The organism is Pseudotabrizicola sp. L79, from assembly GCF_036553525.1.
Classification (GTDB): Bacteria; Pseudomonadota; Alphaproteobacteria; order Rhodobacterales; family Rhodobacteraceae; genus Pseudotabrizicola.
Genome location: NZ_JAZHDA010000052.1, coordinates 293,606 through 318,288, shown reverse-complemented (window position 1 = coordinate 318,288; position 24,683 = coordinate 293,606). Strand labels below are relative to the sequence as shown.

The window sequence follows — 24,683 nt, the reverse complement described above, 5'->3', positions numbered from 1 at the left end:
GCAGAGATGCCTGTGAATGATCCTATCGGCGATATGCTGACCCGAATCCGCAACGCCCAACTGCGCGGCAAATCCACTGTCATGACGCCGGCTTCGACGCTGCGCGGCCGTGTTCTGGATGTGCTGCTGTCGGAAGGTTATATCCGCGGCTATGAAAAAGCTTCGACCCCGAACGGTCAGGGCGAATTCACCATTTCGCTGAAATACTACGAAGGCGAACCGGTGATCCGTGAACTCAAGCGCGTGTCCAAGCCTGGCCGTCGCGTTTATATGGGTGTCAAGGATATCCCCTCGGTCCGTAATGGCCTTGGCGTTTCCATCGTCTCCACGCCGAAAGGCGTCATGTCCGATGCAGCAGCACGGTCCGCCAATGTTGGCGGCGAAGTGCTCTGCACCGTGTTCTAAGGAGGGTTGAATGTCTCGTATCGGCAAAAAACCCGTCGAGCTGGTCAAGGGCGTTTCCGCCACGATCAGCGGCCAGACCATTGAAGTGAAGGGGCCGAAAGGCACCCGCAGCTTTACTGCGACGGACGACGTGACCATTACTGTTGAAAACGACGCTGTGAAGGTGGCGCCTCGCGGCACCTCCAAGCGTGCGCGCCAGCAGTGGGGCATGGCCCGGTCCATGGTGGAAAACCTGGTGACCGGCGTCACGACCGGCTTCAAGAAAGAGCTTGAGATTCAAGGTGTGGGTTACCGCGCTGCGATGGCCGGCAATGTTCTGAAGCTGTCGCTCGGCTATTCGCACGAAGTGAACTTCGACGTGCCGAAGGGCGTCACTGTGGCGGTCCCGAAGCAAACTGAAATCGTTGTGGAAGGCATTGACCAACAGCTTGTTGGCCAAGTTGCAGCGAACATCCGTGAATGGCGTCAGCCCGAGCCCTACAAGGGCAAAGGCATCCGCTATAAGGGTGAGTACATCTTCCGCAAGGAAGGCAAGAAGAAGTAAGGGTGGCGATGATGGCGAACAACAAAAGAGAGCTGTTCCTCAAGCGCCGCCTGCGCGTACGGAACAAGATCAAGTCGATGGCCAACGGGCGCCTGCGCCTGTCGGTTCACCGGTCTTCCAAGAACATCAGCGTCCAGCTGATCGACGACGTGAAGGGGGTCACTGTGGCCGCTGCCTCGTCGCTCGAGAAAGATCTGGGCGTCGTTGGCAAGAACAACGTCGAGGCTGCGGCCAAGATCGGCGCTGCGATTGCAGAACGGGCCAAGAAAGCCGGGGTCGAAGAGTGCTATTTCGACCGTGGCGGTTTCCTTTTCCACGGCAAAATCAAGGCTTTGGCCGATGCTGCCCGTGAAGGTGGCCTGAAGTTCTGATTTGGTGGGGGACGTTCGCGTCCCCCCGATGATCCGGGGGCGTGCCGTTGGCGCGCCCACCAGGATTGGAGTCAATGGGCGTGACACCACGCCATTCACGAAAGGAATGCCCTATGGCAGAACGTGAAAACCGTCGGGATCGCCGCAACGATGCGCGCGAAGAAACCCCGGAATTCGCCGATCGTCTTGTTGCGATCAACCGCGTCTCGAAAACCGTGAAGGGTGGTAAGCGCTTTGGCTTTGCAGCCCTTGTTGTTGTCGGCGACCAGCGTGGCCGCGTCGGCTTTGGCAAAGGTAAAGCCAAGGAAGTGCCCGAGGCGATCCGCAAGGCAACGGAACAGGCCAAGCGCCAGATGATCCGTGTGCCGCTGAAAGATTCGCGCACGCTGCACCACGACCAGGAAGGCCGTCATGGCGCTGGCAAGGTTGTGATGCGGACGGCTGTTGCCGGTACCGGTATCATCGCCGGTGGTCCGATGCGCGCCGTGTTCGAGATGCTTGGGATTCAGGACGTTGTTGCGAAGTCGATCGGCTCGCAGAACCCCTATAACATGATCCGCGCAACCATTGACGGCCTGAAAAAGGAATCGTCGCCTCGCTCGGTGGCCTCGCGCCGCGGCAAGAAGGTGGCTGAGATCCTGAAAAAGCCCGAAGCTGAAGTGACGGAGGCCTGATCATGACCGCCAAGAAAACCATCGTTGTGCAGCAGGTGGCTTCGGCCGCCCGCCGCCCGGCCATTCAGACGGCAACCCTGAAGGGTCTGGGTCTGAACAAGATGAACCGCACCCGCGAACTGGAGGATACGCCTTCGATCCGCGGCATGGTCAACAAGATCTCGCATCTTGTGAAGATCATCGAAGAGCGCGGCTAAGCGTCAGACGGGCCTGACCCGAATGCGTTTGATTGTGAATTGCGCCCCGTGGGAAACCGCGGGGCGTTTCCCTTTTTGCGTTTGCGGCTATGGTCTGGGGAACATCAACCAGAGGCCCGCCATGATCGTTCGCACGCTTGAGTCTGTTTTGAACACCGCCGCCCATGTGAAGGGCGACGCCTTTGAAAGCCGCCGTGTTTTACTGGCCTCTGATGGCCTGGGGTATTCCCTGCATGATACGATCTGCACAGCCGGCAGTGTGCAGCGGTTGGAATACAAGAATCACGTCGAGACAAACTATGTCATCGAAGGGCAGGGATATGTCGAGGCGATTGCAACGGGCGAGGTATTCCCGCTGGGGCCCGGAACGGTGTATGTGCTGGATCAGCACGAGGCGCATCTGTTGCGGGCCGTGACGGATATGCGGATCATCTGCATTTTCACACCGGCCCTGACCGGGCAGGAAAAACATGATGCGACGGGCAGTTACCCGGCAGCAGCGGGCTGAGCGTTTTTCAGGACGCACCGTGCGCCGAACCCCATAGGGGCTTTGGGGTGCACCGGTGCAAGGCGATGCCTGCCCTATCCCTTGCCAAGGGGGGCAGGGTCGTGTATGCGCCCCCGGTGGCCCCTGTTGCCACTGGAATCATCAAGAAATGCCGTGTTTGCCCTCTCCGTCGCAGGTTGGGCAGTTCCGGCCAAGGAGTATGCGACATGAAATTGAATGAACTGCGCGATAACGCCGGTGCCGCCCCGAAGCAAAAGCGCGTGGCACGCGGCCCGGGTTCGGGCAAAGGCAAGACCGCTGGCCGTGGTATCAAGGGTCAGAAGTCGCGTTCGGGCGTGGCTTTGGGTGGCTACGAAGGCGGCCAGATGCCGCTGTACCGCCGCTTGCCCAAGCGCGGCTTTACCAAGCCGAACCGCAAGGAATATGCGGTCGTCAACCTGGGCCTGATCGAGAAATTCATCGGCCTGGGCAAGTTGGACATCAAGGCCGACATCACCGAAGATGCTTTGGTTGCCGCTGGCCTGACCACCAACAAGCGTGATGGCATCCGCATCCTGAACAAGGGCGAGATCAAGTCGGCCGTCAAGCTGGTTGTGACCGGTGCATCGGCTGCTGCTGTCGAGGCTGTGAAGGCCGCCGGCGGCTCGCTCACCGTTTCTTCGGTGGCTGCAGCTGAATAAAGAGTTGTGAGCGGTCGCAGGACCGCTTACATCATCCAACAGTTTTCCCGCGCCGCCGACCGGAAAACGGTTCGGCGGCGCTGTCCATGAAAGAGACCCGACATGGCATCTGCCGCAGAGCAAATGGCCGCGAACCTGAGCTGGTCCGCCCTTGGCAAGGCGACCGACCTTCGCGCCCGCATCTTCTTTACCCTTGGCCTGCTGATCGTATACCGGCTGGGCACCTATATTCCGGTGCCAGGCATCGATGGCGTTCAGTTGCGCGAGTTCATGGAGAGCGCCGGTGCCGGGATCGGTGGCATCCTGAACATGTTCACGGGTGGCGCGATCAGCCGCATGGGCATCTTTGCGCTTGGCATCATGCCGTATATCTCGGCTTCGATCATTGTTCAGTTGCTGGCCAGCATGGTGCCGGCGCTGGAGCAGTTGAAGAAAGAGGGCGAGCAGGGGCGCAAGAAGATTAACCAATACACGCGCTATGGCACCGTGTTTCTGGCCACATTCCAGGCCTGGGGCATTGCTGTGTCTATCGAAGCCGGTGGTTTGGCGCATGATCCGGGCCTGTTCTTCAAGGCGGCCTGTGTGATCACCCTGGTAGGCGGCACCATGTTCCTGATGTGGCTGGGGGAGCAGATCACCGCCCGCGGCATCGGCAACGGTATTTCGCTGATCATTTTCGTTGGCATCGTCGCTGAAATTCCGGCGGCTTTGGCCCAGTTCCTGAGCCAGGGCCGGTCGGGCGCCTTGTCGCCTGCGGTGATTGTGGGGGTGATCGTGATGGTTGTGGCCGTAATCGCCTTTGTGGTGTTCATGGAACGCGCGCTGCGCAAGATCCACATCCAGTATCCCCGCCGTCAGGTCGGGATGAAGGTTTATGATGGCGGGTCGTCGCATCTGCCCGTCAAGGTGAACCCCGCAGGTGTGATTCCGGCGATCTTTGCCTCGTCGCTGCTGTTGCTGCCGACCACCATTGCCACTTTCTCGCATTCGAACACCGGGCCGATCATGTCGACCATTCTGGCCTATTTCGGGCCGGGTCAGCCGCTGTATCTGCTGTTCTTTACGGCGATGATCGTGTTCTTCACCTATTTCTACACCTACAACGTCGCCTTCAAGGTGGATGAGGTGGCTGACAACCTGAAGAACCAGAACGGCTTTATCCCCGGTATCCGCCCCGGCAAGAAGACCGAGGAATATCTGGAATATGTCGTGACGCGCGTCATGGTTCTGGGCGCGGCCTATCTTGCGGCTGTCTGCCTGTTGCCGGAAATTCTGCGCAGCCAGTTTGCCATTCCGTTCTACTTTGGCGGCACGTCGGTTCTGATCGTTGTCTCGGTGACGATGGATACCATCAATCAGGTGCAGTCGCATTTGCTGGCCCATCAATACGAAGGGCTGATCGAGAAATCGCAACTGCGGGGTAAAAAGCGCAGCGGCTCCAAGGCTCCGGCACGGCGTTGATCCATGGTGAACATCATTCTTCTGGGCCCCCCGGGGGCAGGTAAGGGAACGCAGGCCAAGCGACTGGTCGAGACGCGTGGCATGGTTCAGCTTTCGACCGGCGACATGCTGCGGGAAGCCAAGACCAGCGGCACCGAAATGGGGCGCCGGGTGGCCGAGGTGATGGACCGCGGCGAGCTGGTGACGGATGAGATCGTGATCGGGCTGATCGAGGAAAAGCTGGAGCAGGGCGCGCCCGGTGGCTTTATCTTTGACGGCTTTCCCCGCACGCTGAAACAGGCGGATGCCCTGGGGGCGCTGCTGGCGCGCCGGGGGCAGGGTCTGGGCGCTGTGATCGAGATGCAGGTGGACGATGCTGCGCTTGTGGCGCGGATCACCGGCCGCTTTACCTGCGGCGCCTGCGGCGAGGTCTATCACGACCAGACCCGCCCGACCAAGGTCGAGGGCACCTGCGACAGTTGTGGCAGCCATGACCTGAAGCGCCGGGCCGATGACAATGCCGATGCGTTGAAGACCCGGCTGATGGAATATTACAAGAAAACCTCGCCTCTGATTGGCTATTACTATGCCAAGGGCAATCTGTCATCGGTTGATGGCCTGGCCGAAATGGACAGCGTGGCCGCTGCCATTGCGAAAATTCTTGACAAAGCATGAAATAGCCGCGCCTTGCCCTTGACGGGCAGGGCGATTGCCCATAAAGCACGGCGTCCTGCAGCGGAATCGCTGTGGTCTCCCATTTCGGGATTCGGTCCAAAGGGGTGCTGCCCCGGCGGAGTTGTGAAAAAAGGTTCTGGGGCTACGGAACCGCAACCAAGAAAAGGAAACACGCGTGGCACGTATTGCTGGCGTCAACATTCCCACCCAAAAGCGCGTTCCGATTGCGCTTCAGTATATCACCGGTATTGGCCAGAAGAACGCAGAGACGATCTGCGAAGCCCTGAACATTGATCGCGCCCGTCGCGTCAACCAGTTGTCGGATGCTGAAGTTCTGGCGATCCGCGAATATATCGACGCGAACTTCACCGTTGAAGGTGACCTGCGTCGTGAAGTTTCGATGAACATCAAGCGTCTGATGGACCTTGGCTGCTATCGCGGCCTGCGTCACCGCAAGGGCCTGCCGGTCCGCGGTCAGCGCACCCATACCAACGCCCGCACCCGCAAGGGCCCGGCCAAGCCGATCGCCGGCAAGAAGAAGTAAGGGAGGGCATCAGATATGGCACGCGATACCAAAGTCCGCGCTAAGCGGAAAGAACGCAAGAACATCGCCACCGGTGTGGCGCATGTGAACTCGTCGTTCAACAACACCAAGATCCTGATTTCTGACGTGCAGGGCAATGCGATCTCGTGGTCGTCGGCTGGCACGATGGGCTTCAAGGGGTCGCGGAAATCGACCCCCTATGCCGCCCAGATGGCTGCCGAGGATGCTGGTCGCAAGGCGCAAGATCACGGCGTGAAAACGCTGGAAGTCGAAGTGCAGGGTCCGGGTTCGGGCCGTGAATCGGCTTTGCGCGCTTTGGCCGCTGTTGGCTTCGTGATCACGTCGATCCGCGATGTCACGCCGCTGGCCCACAACGGTTGCCGGCCGCCCAAGCGTCGCCGCGTCTAATTCGTTCAAGATAGGTCGGGCCGTGCGAAGTCGCGCGGCCCGATTTCGGTATTCAAGGACCCTCGGGCGTCTTTCGGCTTTCTGGACATGGGCCAAAAGACAAGAATGGAGGCGACAGCATGATCCATAAGAACTGGCAAGAACTGATCAAACCGACGCAACTGGTTGTCAAACCAGGTGCTGATCCGTCGCGCGTGGCGACCGTGATCGCAGAACCGCTGGAGCGCGGCTTTGGTCTGACGCTGGGCAACGCATTGCGCCGCGTGCTGATGAGCAGCCTGCAAGGCGGGGCCATCACCAGCGTGCAGATCGACAACGTGCTGCACGAGTTTTCGTCGGTGGCGGGTGTGCGTGAAGACGTGACCGACATCGTTCTGAACCTGAAAGGCGTGTCGCTGAAGATGGAAGTCGAAGGGCCGAAGCGCTTGTCGATTTCGGCCAAGGGCCCGGGCGTCGTGACCGCTGGCGACATTTCGGAATCGAACGGGATCGAGGTTCTGAACAAGGACCATGTGATCTGCCACCTTGATGATGGCGCCGATGTTTTCATGGAACTGACGGTGAACACCGGCAAGGGCTATGTCTCGGCCGACAAGAACCGCCCCGAAGATGCGCCGATCGGTCTGATCCCGATTGATGCGATCTATTCGCCGGTCAAGAAAGTCAGCTACGAAGTGCAGCCGACCCGTGAAGGTCAGGTGCTGGACTATGACAAGCTGACGATGAAAATCGAAACCGATGGCAGCCTGACACCGGATGATGCCGTGGCCTATGCTGCGCGCATTCTGCAAGACCAGCTGTCGATCTTCGTCAACTTCGACGAACCGGAATCGGCCAAGGCGGGTGAAATTGACACCGGCCTCGAATTCAACCCGCTGCTGCTCAAGAAAGTGGACGAGTTGGAACTTTCGGTGCGTTCGGCCAACTGCCTGAAGAACGACAACATCGTTTACATCGGCGATCTGATCCAGAAGACCGAAGCCGAGATGCTGCGCACTCCGAACTTCGGCCGCAAGTCCTTGAACGAGATCAAGGAAGTGCTGTCGGGTATGGGTCTGCACCTTGGCATGGAAGTCGAAGATTGGCCGCCAGAAAACATCGAAGATCTGGCCAAGCGTTTCGAAGACCAGTTCTGATGGATGCAGCCGATGCCGGCCTGTAAGGGTCGGGGTTGGGTTGCACAAAGGCTTCGGGTGGCGATCATCGCCCCCCGGCAAATGCCCGGTCAGCCGGGGAAAACATGGGTCGCATGACCCCAAGGTGAGCGGGACCAAACGTAGGTCCGCCGGACAAAGTAAAACGCGAAAAGGAGAGTTCCATGCGTCACTCAAACGGCTATCGCAAGCTGAACCGCACCCACGAACACCGCAAGGCAATGTTTGCCAACATGGCGGGTTCGCTGATCGAGCACGAGCAGATCAAGACCACCTTGCCCAAGGCCAAGGAATTGCGTCCGATCATCGAAAAGCTGATCACGCTGGCCAAGCGCGGCGATCTGCATGCTCGCCGTCAGGCTGCTGCCCAGCTGAAGCAAGATCAGTATGTGGCCCGTCTGTTCGAAATCCTTGGCCCGCGTTACAAAGACCGCGCCGGTGGTTATGTGCGCGTGCTGAAAGCGGGCTTCCGCTATGGCGATATGGCCCCGATGGCGATCATCGAATTCGTTGATCGTGACACTTCGGCCAAAGGCGCTGCCGACAAGGCCCGCGAAGAAGCTGCCAACGACGCCGAGTGATTTGATCACCCGTCGCTAGGTTCAGAAAGCCCCGTCATCCGACGGGGCTTTTTCTTTCGGGGCACGATGCCGTGCGCGGCAGTTGTTTTCTGGCCTGACGGGTGCAATATCCGCCCCAAAGCCATGAAACCCTGAGGTTTGTGATGCGTCGTCTTTTGCCTATCGTCTTGATTGCCCCGCTTTTGGCGCTGCCCGCTGTGGCCGAAGTGGCCGTGCCCACGACTGCGGCGGATGTCACGCTAAGTTTTGCGCCAGTGGTCAAGGCGGCTGCACCTGCTGTTGTGAACATCTACGCCACCCAGATCGTGGAAGAGCGTGTCAGCCCCTTTGCGGGTGATCCGTTCTTTGACCAGTTCTTTCAAGGATACGGCGAAGTGCAGCAGCGCGCGCAAAATTCGCTGGGGTCGGGCGTGATCTTGTCGTCGGACGGCATCGTGGTGTCGAATTATCATGTGGTCGGGCAGGCCACTGACATTCGCGTGGTGCTGTCAGACCGCCGCGAATTTGAGGCAACGGTGATGCTGGCCGATGAGGAAGCCGATCTGGCAATCCTGCGGCTGACCGGGGCTGCGGATTTGCCCTCGCTCGATTTTCGCGATTCTGATCAGGTAGAGGTGGGGGATCTGGTCCTGGCCATCGGCAACCCGTTTGGAATCGGGCAAACCGTCAGTTCTGGCATCATTTCGGGCCTGGCGCGCAGCACGGCAGATTTGGGGCGTGGCTACTTCGTGCAGACGGATGCGGCGATCAACCCCGGAAACTCGGGCGGTGCGCTGGTGGATATGCAGGGCCGTCTGGTGGGGATCAACACGGCGATTCTGACCCGCTCGGGCGGGTCGAACGGCATTGGCTTTGCGATTCCGGCCAATCTGGTGAAAACGGTGGTCGAGCAGGCCAAGACCGGGGCCACGCGGTTCATGCGCCCTTGGGCCGGGGTGACGGGGCAGGCTGTCGATGCGGCCCTGGCAGATGCCTTGGGCCTGCCGCGACCAGATGGGGTGGTGCTGTCAGAGATTCACCCCGACAGCCCCTTTGCCAAGGCAGGTCTGCGTCCTGGCGATGTGGTGCTAAGCCTGGATGGCGCGGCGACCAACACGCCGCAAGAGGTTATCTTCAGGCTGGCGGCTTTGGGCATCGGCGCCACCACCACGGTGCGCTATCTGTCAGAGACGGGCGAAGCCGAAGCCGAGGTGAGCCTGATCGCGCCCCCCGACACGCCCCCCCGCAACCCGGTGACAGTGACGGGGGATGTGGCGCTGCGGGGCCTGACGGTGGTGCAAATCAACCCGGCCGTTGCGGCGGAACTGGGCCTGCCGCTGGCAGCAGAAGGCGTTGTGGTGACCGAGGCAAGCGACCTTGCCGCCCGGATCGGCTTTCGCCCCGGTGATATTGTTCTGGGGGTGAATGGCACGGCCATCACCACGACCGAGGCCGTGGCGCGCGCCGCAGCGCAAGACATTCGCCGCTGGTCGGTTGATCTGTTGCGCGGGGGCCAAACGGTGCGGCTGCGCTTTCGTCTGTAACCCTTTCCCTTGGCCCAAGGGGCGCGTAACCTGCTGCCATGGCTGATCTGTTCGACTCTGCCCCTGATGCGCCACCCCCGCCCCAAGGCCCCCGGCCCTTGGCCGACCGGCTGCGCCCCAAAGCCCTGTCCGAGGTGATTGGTCAGGCGCATGTTCTGGGGCCAGAGGGGCCATTGGGGGCGATGCTGGCGGCTGGCAGCCTGTCCTCTTTGATCTTGTGGGGGCCGCCGGGGGTGGGCAAGACCACGATCGCCCGGCTGCTGGCCCGCGAAACGGATCTGACCTTTGTGCAGATCAGCGCCATTTTCACCGGCGTGCCCGATCTGAAAAAGGTGTTCGAGGCCGCACGAATGCGACGGCAAAACGGGCAAGGCACGCTGCTGTTTGTCGATGAGATCCACCGTTTCAACAAAGCCCAGCAAGACAGCTTTCTGCCGCATATGGAGGATGGGACGATTCTGCTGGTGGGGGCGACCACGGAAAACCCAAGCTTTGAGTTGAACGCGGCCGTGTTGTCGCGGTCGCAGGTGATCGTGCTGGAGCGGTTGTCGTTGGCCGATCTGGAGCGCTTGATCCAGCGGGCCGAGCAAGAGTTGGGCCGCACCCTGCCGTTGACGGGCGAGGCGCGCGAGGCGCTGACCGAAATGGCGGATGGCGATGGCCGCGCCTTGCTGAACCTGATCGAGCAGGTGGCCGCCTGGCGGCTGGCGCGCCCGATCAGCCGCGAGGAGCTGGCCACACGCTTGATGCGGCGGGCGGCGAAATACGACAAATCGGGCGAAGAGCATTACAACCTGATCTCTGCCTTGCACAAATCGGTGCGTGGGTCAGACCCGGATGCGGCGCTTTACTGGTTTGCACGCATGCTGGAAGGCGGCGAAGACCCCCGCTTTCTGGCCCGTCGCCTGACCCGGATGGCGGTCGAGGACATTTGTCTGGCTGACCCACAGGCGCAGGCGGTTTGTCTGGATGCGTGGAACAGCTATGAACGCCTGGGATCGCCCGAAGGCGAGTTGGCCTTGGCCAATGCGGTGGTCTATCTGGCCTTGGCACCGAAATCGAATGCTGTCTATGCGGCCTATAAGGCGGCCCGTGCGGCCGCCCGCGACACGGGCAGTCTGATGCCGCCCAAGCATATTCTGAACGCCCCGACCAAGATGATGAAAGAGATCGGTTACGGGGCCGGCTATGCCTATGACCACGATGCCGAAGATGGCTTTTCGGGGCAAAGTTACTTCCCCGAGGGCATGAAACGACCTGTCTATTACATGCCACCCGAGCGCGGATTTGAGCGGGAGTTGAAAAAGCGGGTCGAGTATTTTGCCAAGTTGCGGGAAAAGCGGCGCAGCTGACGCCGCCGCCGCTGCGGGGAATTTCGGGAAGACGAAGGGCAAAGCGGGGGAAGACCTCTGATTTGGCCCTGCTGTGGTTGACAAACAGGCTGGCGGAGCACACAGAGCGGCAGATGATCCAGACCCTTTCCCTTGTTGCCCTTGGCGGAGCCCTCGGCTCGGTTTTGCGCTATGTCGCGCTGCTGGCGCTGCCTGCGCCTTGGGGGGTGATGGCGGTGAATGTGCTGGGAAGTTTTCTGATCGGGCTGCTTTTCGTGCCGGTGGGACGCTTGGGTTTGTCCCCGCTGGTGATGACTGGGCTGTTGGGCGGCTTTACCACGTTTTCAGCCTTTTCGCTGGATGCGCTGCGGTTGTGGACGGCGGGTGCTGTCGGGCAAGCGGCGATTTATGTGGCAGGGTCGGTTCTGGTGTCGTTGGCGGCGGTGGCGGCTGGTGGCTGGCTGTTTCAATTTCTTCAAGATAGGTGGGCATTGTCATGAGCGGTGTGAAACTTTTGACGGTGTCCGAGGATGAGGGCGAACAGCGGCTGGACAAATGGTTCAAGCGCCGCTTTCCGCAGGTGACGCAAGGCGCGGTCGAGAAAATGTGCCGCACCGGGCAGGTGCGTGTGGATGGGGCGCGGGCCAAAGCGTCGGATCGTGTGGTGCCGGGGCAGGCCATTCGCGTGCCGCCCTTGCCCGACAGCGAGGCCCCAAGCCGCCCAGGCGTGGATGGCGTGAATGTGGCCGATGCCAAGATGATTCAGAATGCTGTCCTGTTCAAGGATGAGCATATGATCGTGCTGAACAAGCCTGCGGGCCTGCCAAGCCAAGGCGGATCGGGGCAGGGGGATCGGCATGTCGATGGATTGGCCGAGGCGCTGAAGTTTGGCTACAAGGATCGGCCAAAGCTGGTGCATCGGTTGGACAAGGACACCTCGGGCGTGTTGATGCTGGCGCGGACAGACCGGGTGGCCCGTGCTTTGTCCGAGGCGTTGCGCCACCGGGCGGCGCGCAAGATTTACTGGGCTGTGGTGGCGGGCGTTCCGCATCCGCGGCAGGGCAGTATCAAATATGCCTTGATGAAGGCGCCGGGGCGTGGGCGCGGTGGCGAAGGCGAAAAGATGGTCTGTGTCCATCCGGCCAAACTGGCTGAATTCCCCGATGCCAAGCGCGCCCAGACCGACTTTTTCACCCTTTGGTTTCTGGGCAATCGTCTGTCGTGGATGGCGCTGGAGCCGGTGACGGGCCGCACCCATCAGTTGCGCGCCCATATGGCCGAATTGGGCCATCCGATTTTGGGGGATGGCAAATATGGCGGGGGCGAGCAGGACAACAAGGGCGATGGTTGGGGCGCAGGCATCGGGGGCGATCTGTCGCGCAAGCTGCATCTGCATGCGCGCAGCCTGACGATCGAGCATCCGATCACCAAGAAGATCATGACCTTTACGGCGCCTTTGCCCGATCACATGGTCAAGACATGGAAACTGCTGGACTGGAACGAGAAAGACGTGCCGGCCGATCCGTTTGAGGGTTCCAAATGAGTGCATGGGCTGCCAAGCGATTTTGGACGGCCGCACGGGCCTTGCCGACTGAGCGCGGCTTTACGGTGGTTCTGGATGACAGGCCGGTCAAAACGCCGGCCAAAGCGCCCCTGATCGTGCCGACCGAGGCGATGGCCGAGGCGATTGCAGCGGAATGGGACGCCCAAAGCGGCGTCATCCGGCCCGAGTCGATGCCTGTGACGCGCGCGGCGAATTCGGCCATCGACAAGGTTGGGCCGTTGTTTGACGCGGTGGTGGATGAGATTTCGGGGTTCGGGGCCACAGATCTGCTGTGCTATCGTGCCGAGGCCCCGATCGAGCTGGTCGCTCGGCAAGCGGCGGAATGGGACCCGCTGCTGGATTGGCTGCATGCGGCCTTTGACGCCCGGCTTTTGGTGACGGCCGGGGTGATACCGATTGACCAGCCAGACCAAAGCCTGGCGCGTTTGCGGGCGGCTGTTGCTGCGCAGGATGCCTTTCGATTGGCAGCGTTGCATGACCTTGTGGCCATCACGGGGTCGCTGTGTCTGGGGTTGGCTGTGGCCAAGGGCAGACTGACGCCCGAGCAGGCGTTTCTGATCAGTCGAATCGACGAACATTGGCAGATCGAACTCTGGGGCGCGGATGATGAAGCCACCCAAATCGAGGCGCTGAAGCAAGCCGCGATTCAAGACGCCGGGCGATTCTATGGATTGTGTGGGTAACAATCCTCAAGAATTGCGGCGGCCTGTGGACAGAAATTACGCATCCTTGGCTGTAAACGTAAGTTTTGCATGGAAATTCGGCATTTTTGTCAGATCGTCTTGACCTTTCAAACCGCTTCGGAGGAAACTGCACCTACTGGGGAGAGGTTCGCCTCCTGCAGACCCGTCCCTGTCGCTTGTCGAAAAGCGGTTGGGAACAAAAATCGCCGGTCCCAAGACTGGCAACTCAGGATGAGGTAAGAATGAAGAAAACCGTATTTCTCGGCACCCTCGCAGCCACCGCGCTGATCGCAGGGGCCGCTGCCGCTCAGACCACGCTTGAAACCGTCAAGGCTCGCGGGGAACTGAACTGTGGCGTGAACACCGGTCTGGTCGGCTTTGCTGCGCCAGATGCGAATGGCAACTGGCAGGGCTTTGACGTTGCAATCTGCAAAGCCGTCGCCGCGGCTGTTCTGGGTGATGCGTCGAAAGTCGTCTATATCCCGACCACCAGCTCGGACCGTTTCGAGCAGCTGACGTCGGGCAAGATTGACCTGCTGTCGCGGAACACCACCTGGACGTTCTCACGCGATAACGACCTGAAAATGGATTTCGTTGGCGTGAACTACTATGACGGCCAAGGCTTTATGGTTCGCAAGGACCTGGGCGTGTCTTCGGCCAAGGAACTTGACGGCGCAACCGTCTGCATCCAGACCGGCACCACCACCGAGCTTAACCTCGCCGACTACTTCAAGGCGAACAACATGAGCTATACGGCGGTTCCGGTTGAAACCAACGCCGAAGGCGAACAGCAGTATATTGCTGGCGCTTGCGACGCTTACACCACCGACGCCTCTGGCCTCGCGGCAACCCGCGCAGCCTTTGCTGATTCGGAAAACCACATCATTCTGCCCGAGATCATCTCGAAAGAGCCGCTTGGGCCGTCGGTGCGTCACGGCGACAGCCAGTGGGGCGACGTGGTGCGCTGGACTTTGAACGCGCTGATCGCTGCTGAAGAATTCGGCATCACCTCGGCCAATATCGATGAACTGGCGACCTCGTCCCAGAACCCGGAAGTCCAGCGCCTGCTGGGGTCTTCGGATGATCTGGGCGCGATGATGGGCCTGGACAAAGAATGGGCCAAGCGCGCCATCAAGGCTTCGGGCAACTATGGCGAGATCTTTGAGGCAACCATCGGTTCGGCAACCCCGATCGGTCTGGCTCGTGGTCTGAACGCCCAGTGGACCCAGGGTGGCCTGCTGTACACCCCGCCCTTCCGCTAAGGGCCATGACATTGGGGCGCGCCCGTCAACGGCGCGCCCCTCCTTGCTACTTTGAACAGGGTGCCGCAACGAACAGAGCACCAGTCTCTGGCTGACAAGGGCAAAGCCCGGCAGCACGCGGAAATCAGGGGAAAATCAATGGCCGTCATTACGGAAGAACCGAAAGCGGGCTTTCGGCTCTCGATGCTTATCTATGATACGCGGTATCGATCCATCACCATTCAGATTGTGGTTCTGTTGCTGGTTATGGCCGGTGCGGCATGGTTGATCGACAACCTGCTGCGCAATCTTGACGCCCTTGGTCGGGGTGTGGATTTCAGCTTCCTCTCGGCGCGGGCGGGCTATGATATCAACCAGACGCTGGTTGAATATACCAACGACTCGACCCATGCACGGGCTTGGCTGGTTGGTCTGCTGAACACCATTCTGGTCGCCGTTCTGGGCTGCATTGCGGCCACTGTGGTCGGCGTCATGGCGGGCGTTCTGCGCCTGTCGAACAACTGGGTGGTGGCCCGGTTGATGACAGCTTATGTCGAGATTTTCCGCAATATCCCGCTGCTGCTGTGGATTCTGATCATCTATGCAGTGTTTACCGAGGTGTTGCCGGCCCCCAATGCATTCCGCGGCGAGGATGCCACATCGACCATGTCGCTGTTTGGCACCACGGCCTTCACCAACCGCTATACGGCGATTCCTTGGGTGTTGTTCGACAACTCGCTGGGGTGGCTGAACCTTGGTTTCATTCAGATCAGTGTGGATCTGACGCTGGTCGTGGGGGCTGTGGTCGGCGGGTTTCTGGTCAATCGGGCGCTGATCGCCCGGGCCAACCGCATTCAAAGCGAAACGGGTCTGCGTCCGACGACTTGGTGGCAGTCGCTTTTGGCGCTGTTTGCACCGATCATTGCCGTGTTTTTGCTGCTTGGGGGCCATTTTGAAGTGCCTGCCCTGCGCGGGTTCAACTTTACGGGCGGCCTTCAGGTGTCGAACTCGTTGGTTGCGCTGTGGCTGGCCTTGACGCTTTATACCGGGGCTTTCGTGGCCGAGATCGTGCGGGCGGGTATCAACGCCATCAGCCGGGGCCAGACTGAGGCTGCCTTTGCCCTGGGTCTGCGGCCGAACCGCACGATGAACCTGGTGATCCTGCCGCAGGCGCTGCGGGTGATCATTCCGCCGCTGATTTCGCAATATCTGAACCTGACCAAGAACTCGTCTCTGGCGATTGCGGTTGGGTATATGGATGTGCGCGGCACGCTGGGGGGGATTACCCTGAACCAGACGGGGCGCGGTCTGGAGGCCATGCTGCTGTTGATGCTGACGTATCTGTTGATCAGTCTGACCATCTCGGGCGGCATGAATATCTACAACCGTAGCGTCAAACTGAAGGAGCGCTGAGATGAGCCAATCCCCTGCCTTCTTCGTTCGCAAGGATATCTTGCCGCAACTGCCCCCACCGGCGGGTGAAACCGGGCCGGTGAAATGGGCGCGTGAAAACCTGTTTTCCAGCCCGCTGAACATCTTCCTGACCCTGTTGGGCTTTGCCGCGGCGTTCTTCCTGATCTATGAATTCTCGCCCTGGTTCTTGCACTCGGTCTGGAATGCCAGTTCGCTGGCGGAATGTCGGCAGATCGTCACAGCCACCTGGGGCGAAGGCGCCAACGGGGCCTGCTGGGCGGTGATCAAGGAACGCTGGCCGCAATATCTGTTCGGCTTCTACCCGTCTCATCTCTACTGGCGCCCGGTTCTGGCCTTTGGCTTGCTGTTGGTGGCCATTGCGCCGGTCTTGTTTCCGGCCTTGCCGACCAAGATGCTGTGGTTCTCGCTGCTGTTTCCCGCCGTCGGCTATTGGCTGATCTGGGGCGGTTCGGTCTGGGTGCCGGTCATGGCTGTCATGGGGTTTGTGGTGGGTTATCTGGCCGCAAAGATCATTCAGCCGCTGGCAGGCACGATCGTTGCCACGATTGCAGCCGTTGTGGTGCCAATGGTGTGGTGGATCGTGCTGGCTGGCCCCGTGGCCGATCTGGTGCATGGTGCGGTGCCGATTGGGCTGGAAACTGTCCGCTCACGCGAGTTTGGCGGCTTTCTGCTGGCCTTTACCATCGGCGTCACGGGCATCGTTTTTTCGTTGCCGCTGGGTGTGATGCTGGCGCTTGGTCGTCAGTCTGACATGTTCATCGTGAACAAACTGTCGGTCGGGTTTATCGAATTCATCCGGGGCGTGCCGCTGATCACGCTGTTGTTCACGGCCTCGCTGTTGCTGAACTACTTCCTGCCACCTGGGTCTGATTTCGACATCATCCTGCGCGTCATCATCATGGTCACGCTGTTTGCGGCCGCCTATATCGCCGAGGTGATCCGCGGCGGTTTGGCCGCCCTGCCCAAGGGCCAGTATGAGGCCGCCGACGCCCTTGGCCTTGATTACTGGAAAGCAACGCGGCTGATCATCATGCCGCAGGCGCTGAAAATCTCGATCCCCGGCATCGTGTCTACCTTCATCGGCCTGTTCAAGGACACCACTCTGGTGGTCTTTGTCGGCCTGCTTGACCCGCTGAAGGGCATCACTGACGCCGTCCGCGCCACGACCGACTGGAAGGGGATCTACTGGGAACCCTATATCTTTGTTGGTGCCATCTTCTTCCTCATCTGTTTCGGCATGTCGCGCTACTCGATGTATCTCGAGCGCAAGCTGAAAACCGACCATCGCTAAGGAGCCGGAAAATGTCCGAAGCCGTAACGCGCGAAATCGACCGCAGCCATATGCAAGTCTCTGACGATGTGGCGATTCAGATCACCAGCATGAACAAATGGTATGGCCAGTTCCATGTTCTGCGTGACATCAACCTGACCGTGAACCGTGGTGAGCGGATCGTTATTGCCGGGCCCTCGGGCTCGGGCAAATCGACGATGATCCGCTGCATCAACCGCCTGGAGGAACACCAGTCGGGCCAGATTGTGGTGGACGGGATCGAGCTGACCTCTGACCTGAAGAACATCGACAAGGTGCGGTCCGAGGTTGGCATGGTGTTTCAACACTTTAACCTGTTCCCGCATCTGACCATTCTGGAAAACCTGACCCTTGCGCCGATCTGGGTTCGCAAGACCCCGAAGAAAGAAGCGGAAGAAGTGGCGATGCATTACCTGAACAAGGTGAAGATCCCCGAACAGGCGCTGAAGTACCCCGGCCAGTTGTCAGGTGGGCAGCAGCAGCGTGTGGCGATTGCGCGGTCTTTGTGCATGAAACCGCGGATCATGCTGTTTGATGAACCAACCTCGGCGCTTGACCCTGAGATGATCAAGGAAGTGCTGGATACAATGATTGAACTGGCCGAAGAAGGCATGACCATGCTGTGCGTGACCCATGAAATGGGCTTTGCGCAGGCTGTGGCCAACCGGGTGATCTTTATGGATCAGGGCCAGATCGTTGAACAGAACGAACCCAAAGAGTTCTTCAACAACCCGCAGAGCGAGCGGACCAAACTGTTCCTGAGCCAAATTCTGGGGCACTGACTCTGTGCATAGGACATGAGAAAGGGTGCCTTAGGGCACCCTTTTTTTGTTTTTGCGGATGCAATCAGGCGACGATCTCGCGCGGGATGATGAAATCATCCACCGTGCCCATGCCAAAGCCGACATCAGCCCAAGTGTCGACGGCGAAATCGACCACCAATGTCGCCCCAGTTGGATAGCGGCTGAATTCGGCATTGCGGGGGGCCTGTGCCACAAGGCGCCCGGCGAATTCGGCGATGCCCGGATTATGCCCAATCATCATCACCACATCGCCTTTGGCATGGCGCAGCACGGCCAGCATCACATCTGGTCCGGCGTGATACAGCGTTGGCTTCAGTTCCAGCACCGGGGTGCCCGGCAGGGCAGGGGCGATCCCCGAAAAGGTGCTGCGCGTGCGTTCGGCATCCGAACACAGCACTTCGTCGGGCACATAGCCCCGGCTGGCCAGCCATTGCCCCAGATCGGCGGCTGCGGCTTTGCCCCTGTCGTTCAGGGGGCGGTCATGATCGGGGGTCAGCGGGTCATCCCAGCTTGATTTCGCATGCCGTGTCAGGATCAGCCTTTTCATTCCCACTCCCCGGAATTTCAGGCGGTTACTCCGCCTTGTGGAATCGGCTCATGTGATAGGCCGACTGTTCTGGAAGTCTTGCATAGGCCTGTGACACGGGGCAAGCGCGGCGAACATGGCAGCCAGAACTAAGGCAATCGGCCCCCTGCGGCTGGTTCAGGAAATCATGGCATGATGGCACGTCATAGCCTGCGCCTGTAAGCGCGCCGGCGGGGCAGGCGCTTAGGCAAGGGCGGGCGCAGGTGTCACAGGGCTTGGGGCTGGCGGGCAGGTCGATCTGGCTGCGCAGCGCAAGGGCGCCCCGAAAACTGACCATCAGGCCCTGCGTCGCATGCACCAGCAGGCGAACCGGGCTTTCCCACACCTGCCCGGTGCGCAAGGCCCAGCGGTAATAGGGGTGATAGGGCGGCCCGCCAAAGGGGAACCACGCCTTGCCCCCAAGATCACAGGCCAGCCCGCCGATCACACGGCGCGACCAGCGATCCAGCGGGTCGGGCTGGCCATCGGCCCATTCGCTCTGGCTGGTCAGATGTGGCCAGAACCCCGGCTCGGCGGGGCCCAGCATCACCACCGAGGCCACCCATTCGGGCATGTCATCATTGGCATCGGGCTGAAAACTGCCAAGAACCTGCAAAAAATGGGGCGCAAGTCGGGCCTGCAACCCGGCCAGTGTCAATGTGCGGTGCTGGCTTTGGCTGGGCTTATCGTTTGACATGCGGCCGGACGCGCGGCGCGGTCGAGCGGATCTGACTGCCGGCCCCGTGGTCGGTGAACAATTCCAGCAGGCAGGCATTGGGAATGCGTCCATCCAGAATGGTGACAGCGCGTACGCCTTCGTCAATCGCCTTAAGCGCGGTTTCGGTTTTGGGAATCATGCCGCCGGCAATGACACCATCGGCAATCATCTGGCGCACTTCATCCGGGGTGATCGCCGTCATCACCTCGCCCGCCGCGTTTTTCACGCCCGATACATCGGTCAGCAGCAGCAGGCGGTCGGCTTGCAAGGCACCTGCAATGGCACCGGCGGCGGTATCGCCGTTGACGTTAAAGGTTTCATTATCGGCCATGCCGGTGCCCACGGGGGCAATCACAGGGATGATGCCTGCGGCGTAAAGGTCGCGCAGAACCTGCACGTTCATCTCGATCGGGCGGCCGACAAAGCCCAGTTCCGGGTCGTCAGCCTCACAGACCATCAGATCATCATCCTTGCCCGAAATCCCGACGGCGCGGCCCCCGGCATCCATGATCGCCTGCACGATGCGCTTGTTCACAAGGCCAGACAGGATCATTTCGACCACCTGCACCGTGGCCTTGTCGGTCACCCGCTTGCCGCGCACGAATTCAGACTTGATGCCCAGTTTGTTCAGCATGTCGTTGATCATCGGCCCGCCGCCATGCACGACAACCGGGTTCACCCCGACCTGACGCATCAACACGATATCGCGGGCGAATTCGGCCATGGCGGCATCATCGCCCATGGCGTTGCCCCCGAATTTCACCACCACAACGGCCCCGGAATAGCGTTGCAGGTAGGGCAGGGCTTCGGACAACATCTTGGCAGTGTGAATGGCATCTTGCATGGTAAGGGTCTGCTGTTTCATCTGTGGCCTCCGGATCTGGGGCTTTGGTAGCGCACCTGCCCCCCCATGCCAAGGAAATTGGCCCGGCTTGTCTTTCCTGACCAAAGGCGTAGGGTTTGCCGCAGACCATTGGGGGCCGATATGAACGACCAGAAAACCCTTGTCCTGACCGGTGCCAGCCGAGGGATCGGGCATGCCACCGTCAAGCGCTTTTCGGCCGAAGGCTGGCGGGTGCTGACCTGTTCGCGTCAACCCTTTGATCCGCGCTGCCCTTGGCCCGGAGGAGAGGCGAACCATATCCAGATCGACCTTGCCAGCCCCGACAAAACCATTGCTGCCATCGAAACGATCAAGGCCAAGGTGAATGGCAAGGTTCATGCCCTGGTCAACAATGCGGGCATCAGTCCAAAGGGGCAGGGGGGCAAGCGGCTGAACACGCTGGAAACCGATCTGCGCACCTGGGGGCAGGTGTTTCACGTCAATTTCTTCGCCTCGATCGTGCTGGCCCGTGGTTTGATGGAGGAGTTGTCGGCAGCCAAGGGGGCGGTGGTCAATGTCACCTCGATTGCGGGCAGCCGGGTGCATCCGTTTGCCGGGGCGGCCTATGCCACGTCCAAGGCGGCGCTTGCGGCGCTGACGCGAGAGATGGCGCATGATTTTGGCCCGCTGGGGGTGCGGGTCAATGCGATTGCACCCGGAGAGATCGAAACCTCAATCCTGTCGCCGGGCACCGAAAAGATCGTCGAACAACTGCCGATGCAACGGCTTGGCCAACCGCGAGAGGTGGCCGATGCGATCTGGTTCCTGTGCTCGGATCAGTCCAGCTATATTTCAGGCACAGAGATTCAGGTGAACGGCGCCCAGCATGTTTAGCGATCAGGGCGCAGGTAAAGGCGCCCGTCGCGTCTGATCCGGGTGGGGATGGCGTCGCGGTCAATCTCGCCCAGCAAGGTCAGGTAAACGTCTTTCAGAAACTGTGGTGACTGAAAGTAGAAGTTATGGTCGGGAAAAGCCCCGACGAAATCTGCCCGGAACGTGTCGAAATACAGCCCGACATCCACGTTCACCGCCTTTTGCGGGGCCGAGGGGGGCAGGCCGATCCGCCCGACGCGGGGCGACACACCCACCCGTTTGACGTTTGAAATCGACAGGACAGAGTCAAACGGGTTCTGGTAATTCGTAACCCTGACCGATCTGCGATAAAGCGAAGAGCTTTTCGCAGTGGTCCCCATCGAATCGGCGGATATATCGCCCGAACAGATCATCACCTGATTCAGCGTCCAGCCTGTAGCGGCGATCTCGCGCCGGTCGTCGGCATCATCCAGCGCCTCACGCAAGACATAGGCGCCCATCGAGTGGGCCAATACATGGGTAGAGATCTCGCATCCCTGCTGAATATAGCGCGACAGCGGGGCAATGGCATCGCTGACCAGACGCAGGGCGGTCAGCTTGGCATCGGTCCGGTCATCCAGATAGTTCAGCGCCGAATCTGCGCTTGGCCAGTCAAAGCTGATCACTGCCCCCTTGTAACCCAGCGACTCTAGGCCTGCGCGGATCAGTCGGTGGCGTTCCAGCACCACCGACTGTGCGGTGTTAAAGCCATGAATATAGATCAGGATATCGCCATAAGGCGTGCCTTTGGGGCTGCGCCGCGTTTCAGCCAAAGCCACCACACGATCAAACCAGTCGCGCCGGGGGATGGCCATGGCGGGGGGCAGGGTCATCGCGCCGGGTGGGATTTCAAGAAATTTCGTGGGGCCGGGGCGGGGCACAAAGGCCCCTGCCGAGATGCCCCTTGTGCAAAAGATGTAATCCATCTCGCCCCCTGTGTCTGATCTGGCTGTCAGATTACCCGAAACCGCCCCCAACCTCAGGTCTGGTATTCCGGCCCTGCAATGGCGGCTTTTGCGTCGCGCGCGGTTCTGGCATAAGCGGCCCACGCCAGAGGGATGCCTGATGCTTGATGATGCCGACGATATTCACCCGCTGTTTCACGGTGCCCCCAAGGGGCTGGAGTTTCGCAAGCTGCGCAAGCGGCTGGTGCAGCAGGCGCGCGAGGCGATCGAGACCTATGGCATGGCGGTGCCGGGCGATCGCTGGCTGGTCTGCCTGTCAGGTGGAAAAGACAGCTATACGCTGCTGGCTGTGCTGCATGAACTGAAATGGCGCGGGCTGTTGCCGGTTGACCTGCTGGCCTGCAACCTTGATCAGGGCCAGCCCGGCTTTCCGGCCACGGTTCTGCCCGACTTTCTGTCGCGCATGGGGGTGCCACACCGGATTGACTACCAAGACACCTATTCCGTGGTGATCGACAAGATCAAACCGGGCGGCACGATGTGTTCGCTGTGCTCGCGCCTGCGGCGTGGAAATCTGTATCGCATTGCCCGGGAAGAGGGCTGTTCAACCGTTGTTCTGGGCCATCACCGCGACGATCTGCTGGAAACCTTTTTCATGAACCTGTTTCACGGGGGGCGTCTGGCGACCATGCCGCCGCGCCTGCTGAATGAGGATGGCGATCTGTTCGTTGCCCGCCCCTTGGCTTTTGTTGCCGAGTCCGATTGCGACAAGTTTGCCCGGTCGATGGGGTATCCGATCATTCCGTGCGATTTGTGCGGCAGCCAAGAGGGTTTGCAGCGCGCGCAGGTCAAGAAACTGCTGGACGATTGGGAGGCGCGGACACCGGGGCGGCGGCAGGTGATGTTTCGGTCGCTGATGAACGTGCGGCCCTCGCATCTGGCCGATCCGGCGTTGTTTGACTTTGCCGCCCTGCTGCGGGGATCGTTCGAAACTGCTGAAAATCCTCCACAACTTCGGGATGCAGATTAAGCTTTCGGTCAAGGCTGGCCCCTAGCGTCGTCGCAACTGACGATGGCCTTTGGGGGCGATATGGCACCGATCAAACGGGTCTGGGAAAAAGGGCGCGTGCTTCGTGCGGCGGCTGAGGCGATGGTGCTGTTGCCGGCGCTGTCATTGCTGACGTTCTGGGTTGGCGGGGAAACCGCCCTTGTGGTGCTGGCGGTTCTGGCCCCTGCCGTCTGGCTGGCGCTGTCGTCCAGCCTGCGCCCGTCTGAACCTGTGCCCCCCCCGCGGGGGTTGGGCGGGGCCGAGGATATGGTCGGCTTTCTGGACCCGATCTTGCGTGACATGCCCATCAAGGGCCGAACGACCGCCTGTTTTGTGATCAGCTTTGATGATCCGGCCCGGCAATTTGATCGCCATGGGCAGGCCCTGCGGGATCAGGTGGTGCTTCGCACGGCAGAACGGCTGTCAGCAGCGGTCAGAGAGGGCGACCTGGTGGTGCGGCTGGCAGATGGCAGTCTTGCCGTCGGTTTGTCCGCCGTGCGCCGCTATGATCTGGAGACGGCGGTTCAAATGGCCACACGCCTGCGGTCTGAGGCGATTGTGCCCATCGTCGTCGATGCGCTGACGCTGCATCCATCGGTTTCGGTTGGGTTTTGCCTAGCCGAACGCGCCCCCGCGCCCAAGGGCAGCAGCCTGCTGGATGCGGCCTGCATTGCGGCGGATGAGGCGCTGTTTCACGGCCCCGGCGCGATCCGCGCCTTTCAGCCAGACATGTCACGCCGTCGTGCAGACCGGGTCCTGTTGCGCCAAGGCGTTCAAAAGGCATTGGACGAAGGCCAGATCCGCCCGTGGTTTCAGCCCCAGATCTGCGCCGATACGGGCCGTCTTTCGGGGTTTGAGGCTTTGGCCCGCTGGCACCACCCCGAGCGCGGCATCATCTCGCCCGCCGATTTCCTGCCGGTGATCGAGGAGGCGGGGCTTTCGGAACGCTTGGGCGATGTCATCCTGTATGGGGCCCTTGCCGCGCTGAACCGATGGGATCAGGCGGGGTTCGCCGTGCCGCAGGTTTCCATCAACCTGTCCGCATCAGAACTGCGCGCGCCCGGTCTGGCCAACAAGCTAAGCTGGGAGATGGACCGTTTCGGCCTTGATCGCAGCCGTCTGACGGTAGAGGTGCTGGAAACCGTTACTGCCACGTCAGAGGATGATCAGGTGATCGCCAATCTGGCCGCCATCGCCAAGATGGGCTTTGGCATCGACCTTGATGACTTCGGCACGGGGCAGGCGTCGATCGGCAATATCCGGCGTTTTTCGATTCGCCGGATCAAGATCGACCGCAGTTTCGTCACCCACATCGACACCGATCCTGAACAGAAAAAGGTCGTTGCCGCAATTTTGATGTTGTGTGATCAGTTGGGGCTGCAAACAGTGGCCGAAGGGGTGGAAACCCCCGGAGAACGGGTCGTGCTAGAGCAATTGGGGTGCAGTTTTCTGCAAGGCTTTGGGATTGCGCGCCCGATGGCAATGGAAGAGACGTTTTCCTGGATCGAGCGCGCCGAGGCTGCGTTGCAGGCCAAGCCAGCTCTTGGGCGGATCATTCCCCCACGCCAAGGCTAAGCACGGTGTGGCGACGGCATGACAATGGCCCTTTCCCGTCGATTTCCCCGAAAACCGCTTGACCTTTC

29 protein-coding genes are annotated in these 24,683 nt (G+C 60.5%); 25 read left to right on the top strand and 4 right to left on the bottom strand.

Going from position 1 to position 24,683, the window contains the following annotated elements; translation table 11 throughout:
- Positions 1-6: 6 nt before the first annotated feature.
- The 22 genes from rpsH to V3C85_RS14690 all read left to right on the top strand — a co-directional run bounded on the left by rpsH (position 7) and on the right by V3C85_RS14690 (position 18,048).
- The gene (rpsH, locus tag V3C85_RS14795; protein ID WP_331795987.1) at positions 7-405 is read left to right on the top strand and encodes a 30S ribosomal protein S8; all 399 of its coding nucleotides are present in this window, start codon (positions 7-9) and stop codon (positions 403-405) included.
- A gap of 10 nt (positions 406-415) precedes the next feature.
- Entirely contained in the window at positions 416-949 is a 534-nt protein-coding gene (rplF, locus tag V3C85_RS14790) for a 50S ribosomal protein L6 (RefSeq protein ID WP_331795985.1), read from the top strand.
- Positions 950-960: 11 nt separating this feature from the next.
- Positions 961-1,320 carry a 50S ribosomal protein L18 gene (rplR, locus tag V3C85_RS14785; protein ID WP_331795984.1) on the top strand — a complete coding sequence of 120 codons (360 nt, stop codon included), beginning with the start codon at positions 961-963 and terminating at the stop codon, positions 1,318-1,320.
- Between the two features lie 113 nt (positions 1,321-1,433).
- Complete coding sequence (gene rpsE, locus V3C85_RS14780; RefSeq protein ID WP_331795983.1) at positions 1,434-1,994, top strand: 30S ribosomal protein S5; 561 nt, start codon at positions 1,434-1,436, stop codon at positions 1,992-1,994.
- Positions 1,995-1,996: 2 nt separating this feature from the next.
- Positions 1,997-2,191 carry a 50S ribosomal protein L30 gene (gene rpmD / locus V3C85_RS14775; RefSeq protein ID WP_331795982.1) on the top strand — a complete coding sequence of 65 codons (195 nt, stop codon included), beginning with the start codon at positions 1,997-1,999 and terminating at the stop codon, positions 2,189-2,191.
- A gap of 121 nt (positions 2,192-2,312) precedes the next feature.
- Positions 2,313-2,699, top strand: coding sequence for an ectoine synthase (locus tag V3C85_RS14770; RefSeq protein WP_331795981.1), 387 nt, complete (start codon positions 2,313-2,315; stop codon positions 2,697-2,699).
- Between the two features lie 206 nt (positions 2,700-2,905).
- A complete protein-coding gene (rplO, locus tag V3C85_RS14765; RefSeq protein ID WP_331795980.1) occupies positions 2,906-3,379 on the top strand; it encodes a 50S ribosomal protein L15 in 474 nt (157 codons plus the stop codon).
- 102 nt (positions 3,380-3,481) lie between these two features.
- Positions 3,482-4,840, top strand: coding sequence for a preprotein translocase subunit SecY (gene secY, locus V3C85_RS14760; RefSeq protein ID WP_331795979.1), 1,359 nt, complete (start codon positions 3,482-3,484; stop codon positions 4,838-4,840).
- Positions 4,841-4,843: 3 nt separating this feature from the next.
- Positions 4,844-5,494 carry an adenylate kinase gene (locus V3C85_RS14755; protein ID WP_331795978.1) on the top strand — a complete coding sequence of 217 codons (651 nt, stop codon included), beginning with the start codon at positions 4,844-4,846 and terminating at the stop codon, positions 5,492-5,494.
- Positions 5,495-5,669: 175 nt separating this feature from the next.
- A complete protein-coding gene (gene rpsM, locus V3C85_RS14750) occupies positions 5,670-6,038 on the top strand; it encodes a 30S ribosomal protein S13 (protein ID WP_331795977.1) in 369 nt (122 codons plus the stop codon).
- A gap of 15 nt (positions 6,039-6,053) precedes the next feature.
- On the top strand, positions 6,054-6,446 hold the full coding sequence (gene rpsK / locus V3C85_RS14745; RefSeq protein ID WP_331795975.1) for a 30S ribosomal protein S11: 393 nt from the start codon (positions 6,054-6,056) through the stop codon (positions 6,444-6,446).
- 119 nt (positions 6,447-6,565) lie between these two features.
- Positions 6,566-7,582 carry a DNA-directed RNA polymerase subunit alpha gene (locus V3C85_RS14740; RefSeq protein ID WP_331795974.1) on the top strand — a complete coding sequence of 339 codons (1,017 nt, stop codon included), beginning with the start codon at positions 6,566-6,568 and terminating at the stop codon, positions 7,580-7,582.
- A gap of 182 nt (positions 7,583-7,764) precedes the next feature.
- The gene (rplQ, locus tag V3C85_RS14735) at positions 7,765-8,181 is read left to right on the top strand and encodes a 50S ribosomal protein L17 (protein WP_331795973.1); all 417 of its coding nucleotides are present in this window, start codon (positions 7,765-7,767) and stop codon (positions 8,179-8,181) included.
- A gap of 140 nt (positions 8,182-8,321) precedes the next feature.
- On the top strand, positions 8,322-9,704 hold the full coding sequence (locus V3C85_RS14730) for a trypsin-like peptidase domain-containing protein (RefSeq protein ID WP_445942023.1): 1,383 nt from the start codon (positions 8,322-8,324) through the stop codon (positions 9,702-9,704).
- Positions 9,705-9,742: 38 nt separating this feature from the next.
- Positions 9,743-11,056 carry a replication-associated recombination protein A gene (locus tag V3C85_RS14725; RefSeq protein WP_331795971.1) on the top strand — a complete coding sequence of 438 codons (1,314 nt, stop codon included), beginning with the start codon at positions 9,743-9,745 and terminating at the stop codon, positions 11,054-11,056.
- Positions 11,057-11,169: 113 nt separating this feature from the next.
- On the top strand, positions 11,170-11,535 hold the full coding sequence (locus tag V3C85_RS14720; RefSeq protein WP_331795969.1) for a fluoride efflux transporter FluC: 366 nt from the start codon (positions 11,170-11,172) through the stop codon (positions 11,533-11,535).
- Positions 11,532-12,578, top strand: coding sequence for an RluA family pseudouridine synthase (locus V3C85_RS14715; RefSeq protein ID WP_331795967.1), 1,047 nt, complete (start codon positions 11,532-11,534; stop codon positions 12,576-12,578). Before V3C85_RS14720 ends, V3C85_RS14715 begins: the two co-directional genes overlap by 4 nt.
- Entirely contained in the window at positions 12,575-13,282 is a 708-nt protein-coding gene (locus V3C85_RS14710) for an ATP12 family chaperone protein (RefSeq protein ID WP_331795965.1), read from the top strand. The genes V3C85_RS14715 and V3C85_RS14710 overlap by 4 nt, the downstream gene beginning before the upstream one ends.
- Before the next feature lie 242 nt (positions 13,283-13,524).
- The gene (locus V3C85_RS14705; protein WP_331795963.1) at positions 13,525-14,544 is read left to right on the top strand and encodes an amino acid ABC transporter substrate-binding protein; all 1,020 of its coding nucleotides are present in this window, start codon (positions 13,525-13,527) and stop codon (positions 14,542-14,544) included.
- A 138-nt stretch (positions 14,545-14,682) separates the two neighbouring features.
- Positions 14,683-15,936 (top strand): amino acid ABC transporter permease, encoded by a 1,254-nt coding sequence (locus tag V3C85_RS14700; RefSeq protein WP_331795962.1) that lies wholly within the window; start codon positions 14,683-14,685, stop codon positions 15,934-15,936.
- Position 15,937: 1 nt separating this feature from the next.
- Positions 15,938-17,248 (top strand): amino acid ABC transporter permease, encoded by a 1,311-nt coding sequence (locus V3C85_RS14695; protein WP_331795960.1) that lies wholly within the window; start codon positions 15,938-15,940, stop codon positions 17,246-17,248.
- Positions 17,249-17,259: 11 nt separating this feature from the next.
- Positions 17,260-18,048, top strand: coding sequence for an amino acid ABC transporter ATP-binding protein (locus V3C85_RS14690; RefSeq protein ID WP_331795958.1), 789 nt, complete (start codon positions 17,260-17,262; stop codon positions 18,046-18,048).
- Positions 18,049-18,112: 64 nt separating this feature from the next.
- On the opposite strand, the gene V3C85_RS14685 is transcribed toward V3C85_RS14690, so the two are convergent.
- The 3 genes from V3C85_RS14685 to argB are packed head-to-tail and all read right to left on the bottom strand — an operon-like array spanning position 18,113 to position 20,217.
- Positions 18,113-18,616, bottom strand: coding sequence for a SixA phosphatase family protein (locus V3C85_RS14685; RefSeq protein WP_331795957.1), 504 nt, complete (start codon positions 18,614-18,616; stop codon positions 18,113-18,115).
- Between the two features lie 25 nt (positions 18,617-18,641).
- Positions 18,642-19,331 (bottom strand): ferredoxin, encoded by a 690-nt coding sequence (locus V3C85_RS14680; RefSeq protein WP_331795955.1) that lies wholly within the window; start codon positions 19,329-19,331, stop codon positions 18,642-18,644.
- Positions 19,318-20,217 carry an acetylglutamate kinase gene (gene argB / locus V3C85_RS14675; RefSeq protein ID WP_331795953.1) on the bottom strand — a complete coding sequence of 300 codons (900 nt, stop codon included), beginning with the start codon at positions 20,215-20,217 and terminating at the stop codon, positions 19,318-19,320. Before argB ends, V3C85_RS14680 begins: the two co-directional genes overlap by 14 nt.
- A 120-nt stretch (positions 20,218-20,337) precedes the next feature.
- On the opposite strand from argB, the gene V3C85_RS14670 reads away from it, so the two are divergent.
- Positions 20,338-21,069 (top strand): SDR family oxidoreductase, encoded by a 732-nt coding sequence (locus V3C85_RS14670; RefSeq protein WP_331795952.1) that lies wholly within the window; start codon positions 20,338-20,340, stop codon positions 21,067-21,069.
- Here the strand turns inward: V3C85_RS14670 and V3C85_RS14665 are convergent.
- Positions 21,066-21,920 (bottom strand): alpha/beta fold hydrolase, encoded by an 855-nt coding sequence (locus V3C85_RS14665; protein ID WP_331795951.1) that lies wholly within the window; start codon positions 21,918-21,920, stop codon positions 21,066-21,068. The genes V3C85_RS14670 and V3C85_RS14665 overlap by 4 nt on opposite strands.
- Positions 21,921-22,152: 232 nt before the next feature.
- On the opposite strand from V3C85_RS14665, the gene ttcA reads away from it, so the two are divergent.
- Both ttcA and V3C85_RS14655 read left to right on the top strand, forming a co-directional pair.
- Positions 22,153-23,022, top strand: coding sequence for a tRNA 2-thiocytidine(32) synthetase TtcA (gene ttcA / locus V3C85_RS14660; RefSeq protein WP_331795950.1), 870 nt, complete (start codon positions 22,153-22,155; stop codon positions 23,020-23,022).
- A gap of 60 nt (positions 23,023-23,082) precedes the next feature.
- On the top strand, positions 23,083-24,615 hold the full coding sequence (locus tag V3C85_RS14655) for a putative bifunctional diguanylate cyclase/phosphodiesterase (RefSeq protein ID WP_331795949.1): 1,533 nt from the start codon (positions 23,083-23,085) through the stop codon (positions 24,613-24,615).
- The last annotated feature ends 68 nt before the right edge of the window (positions 24,616-24,683 follow it).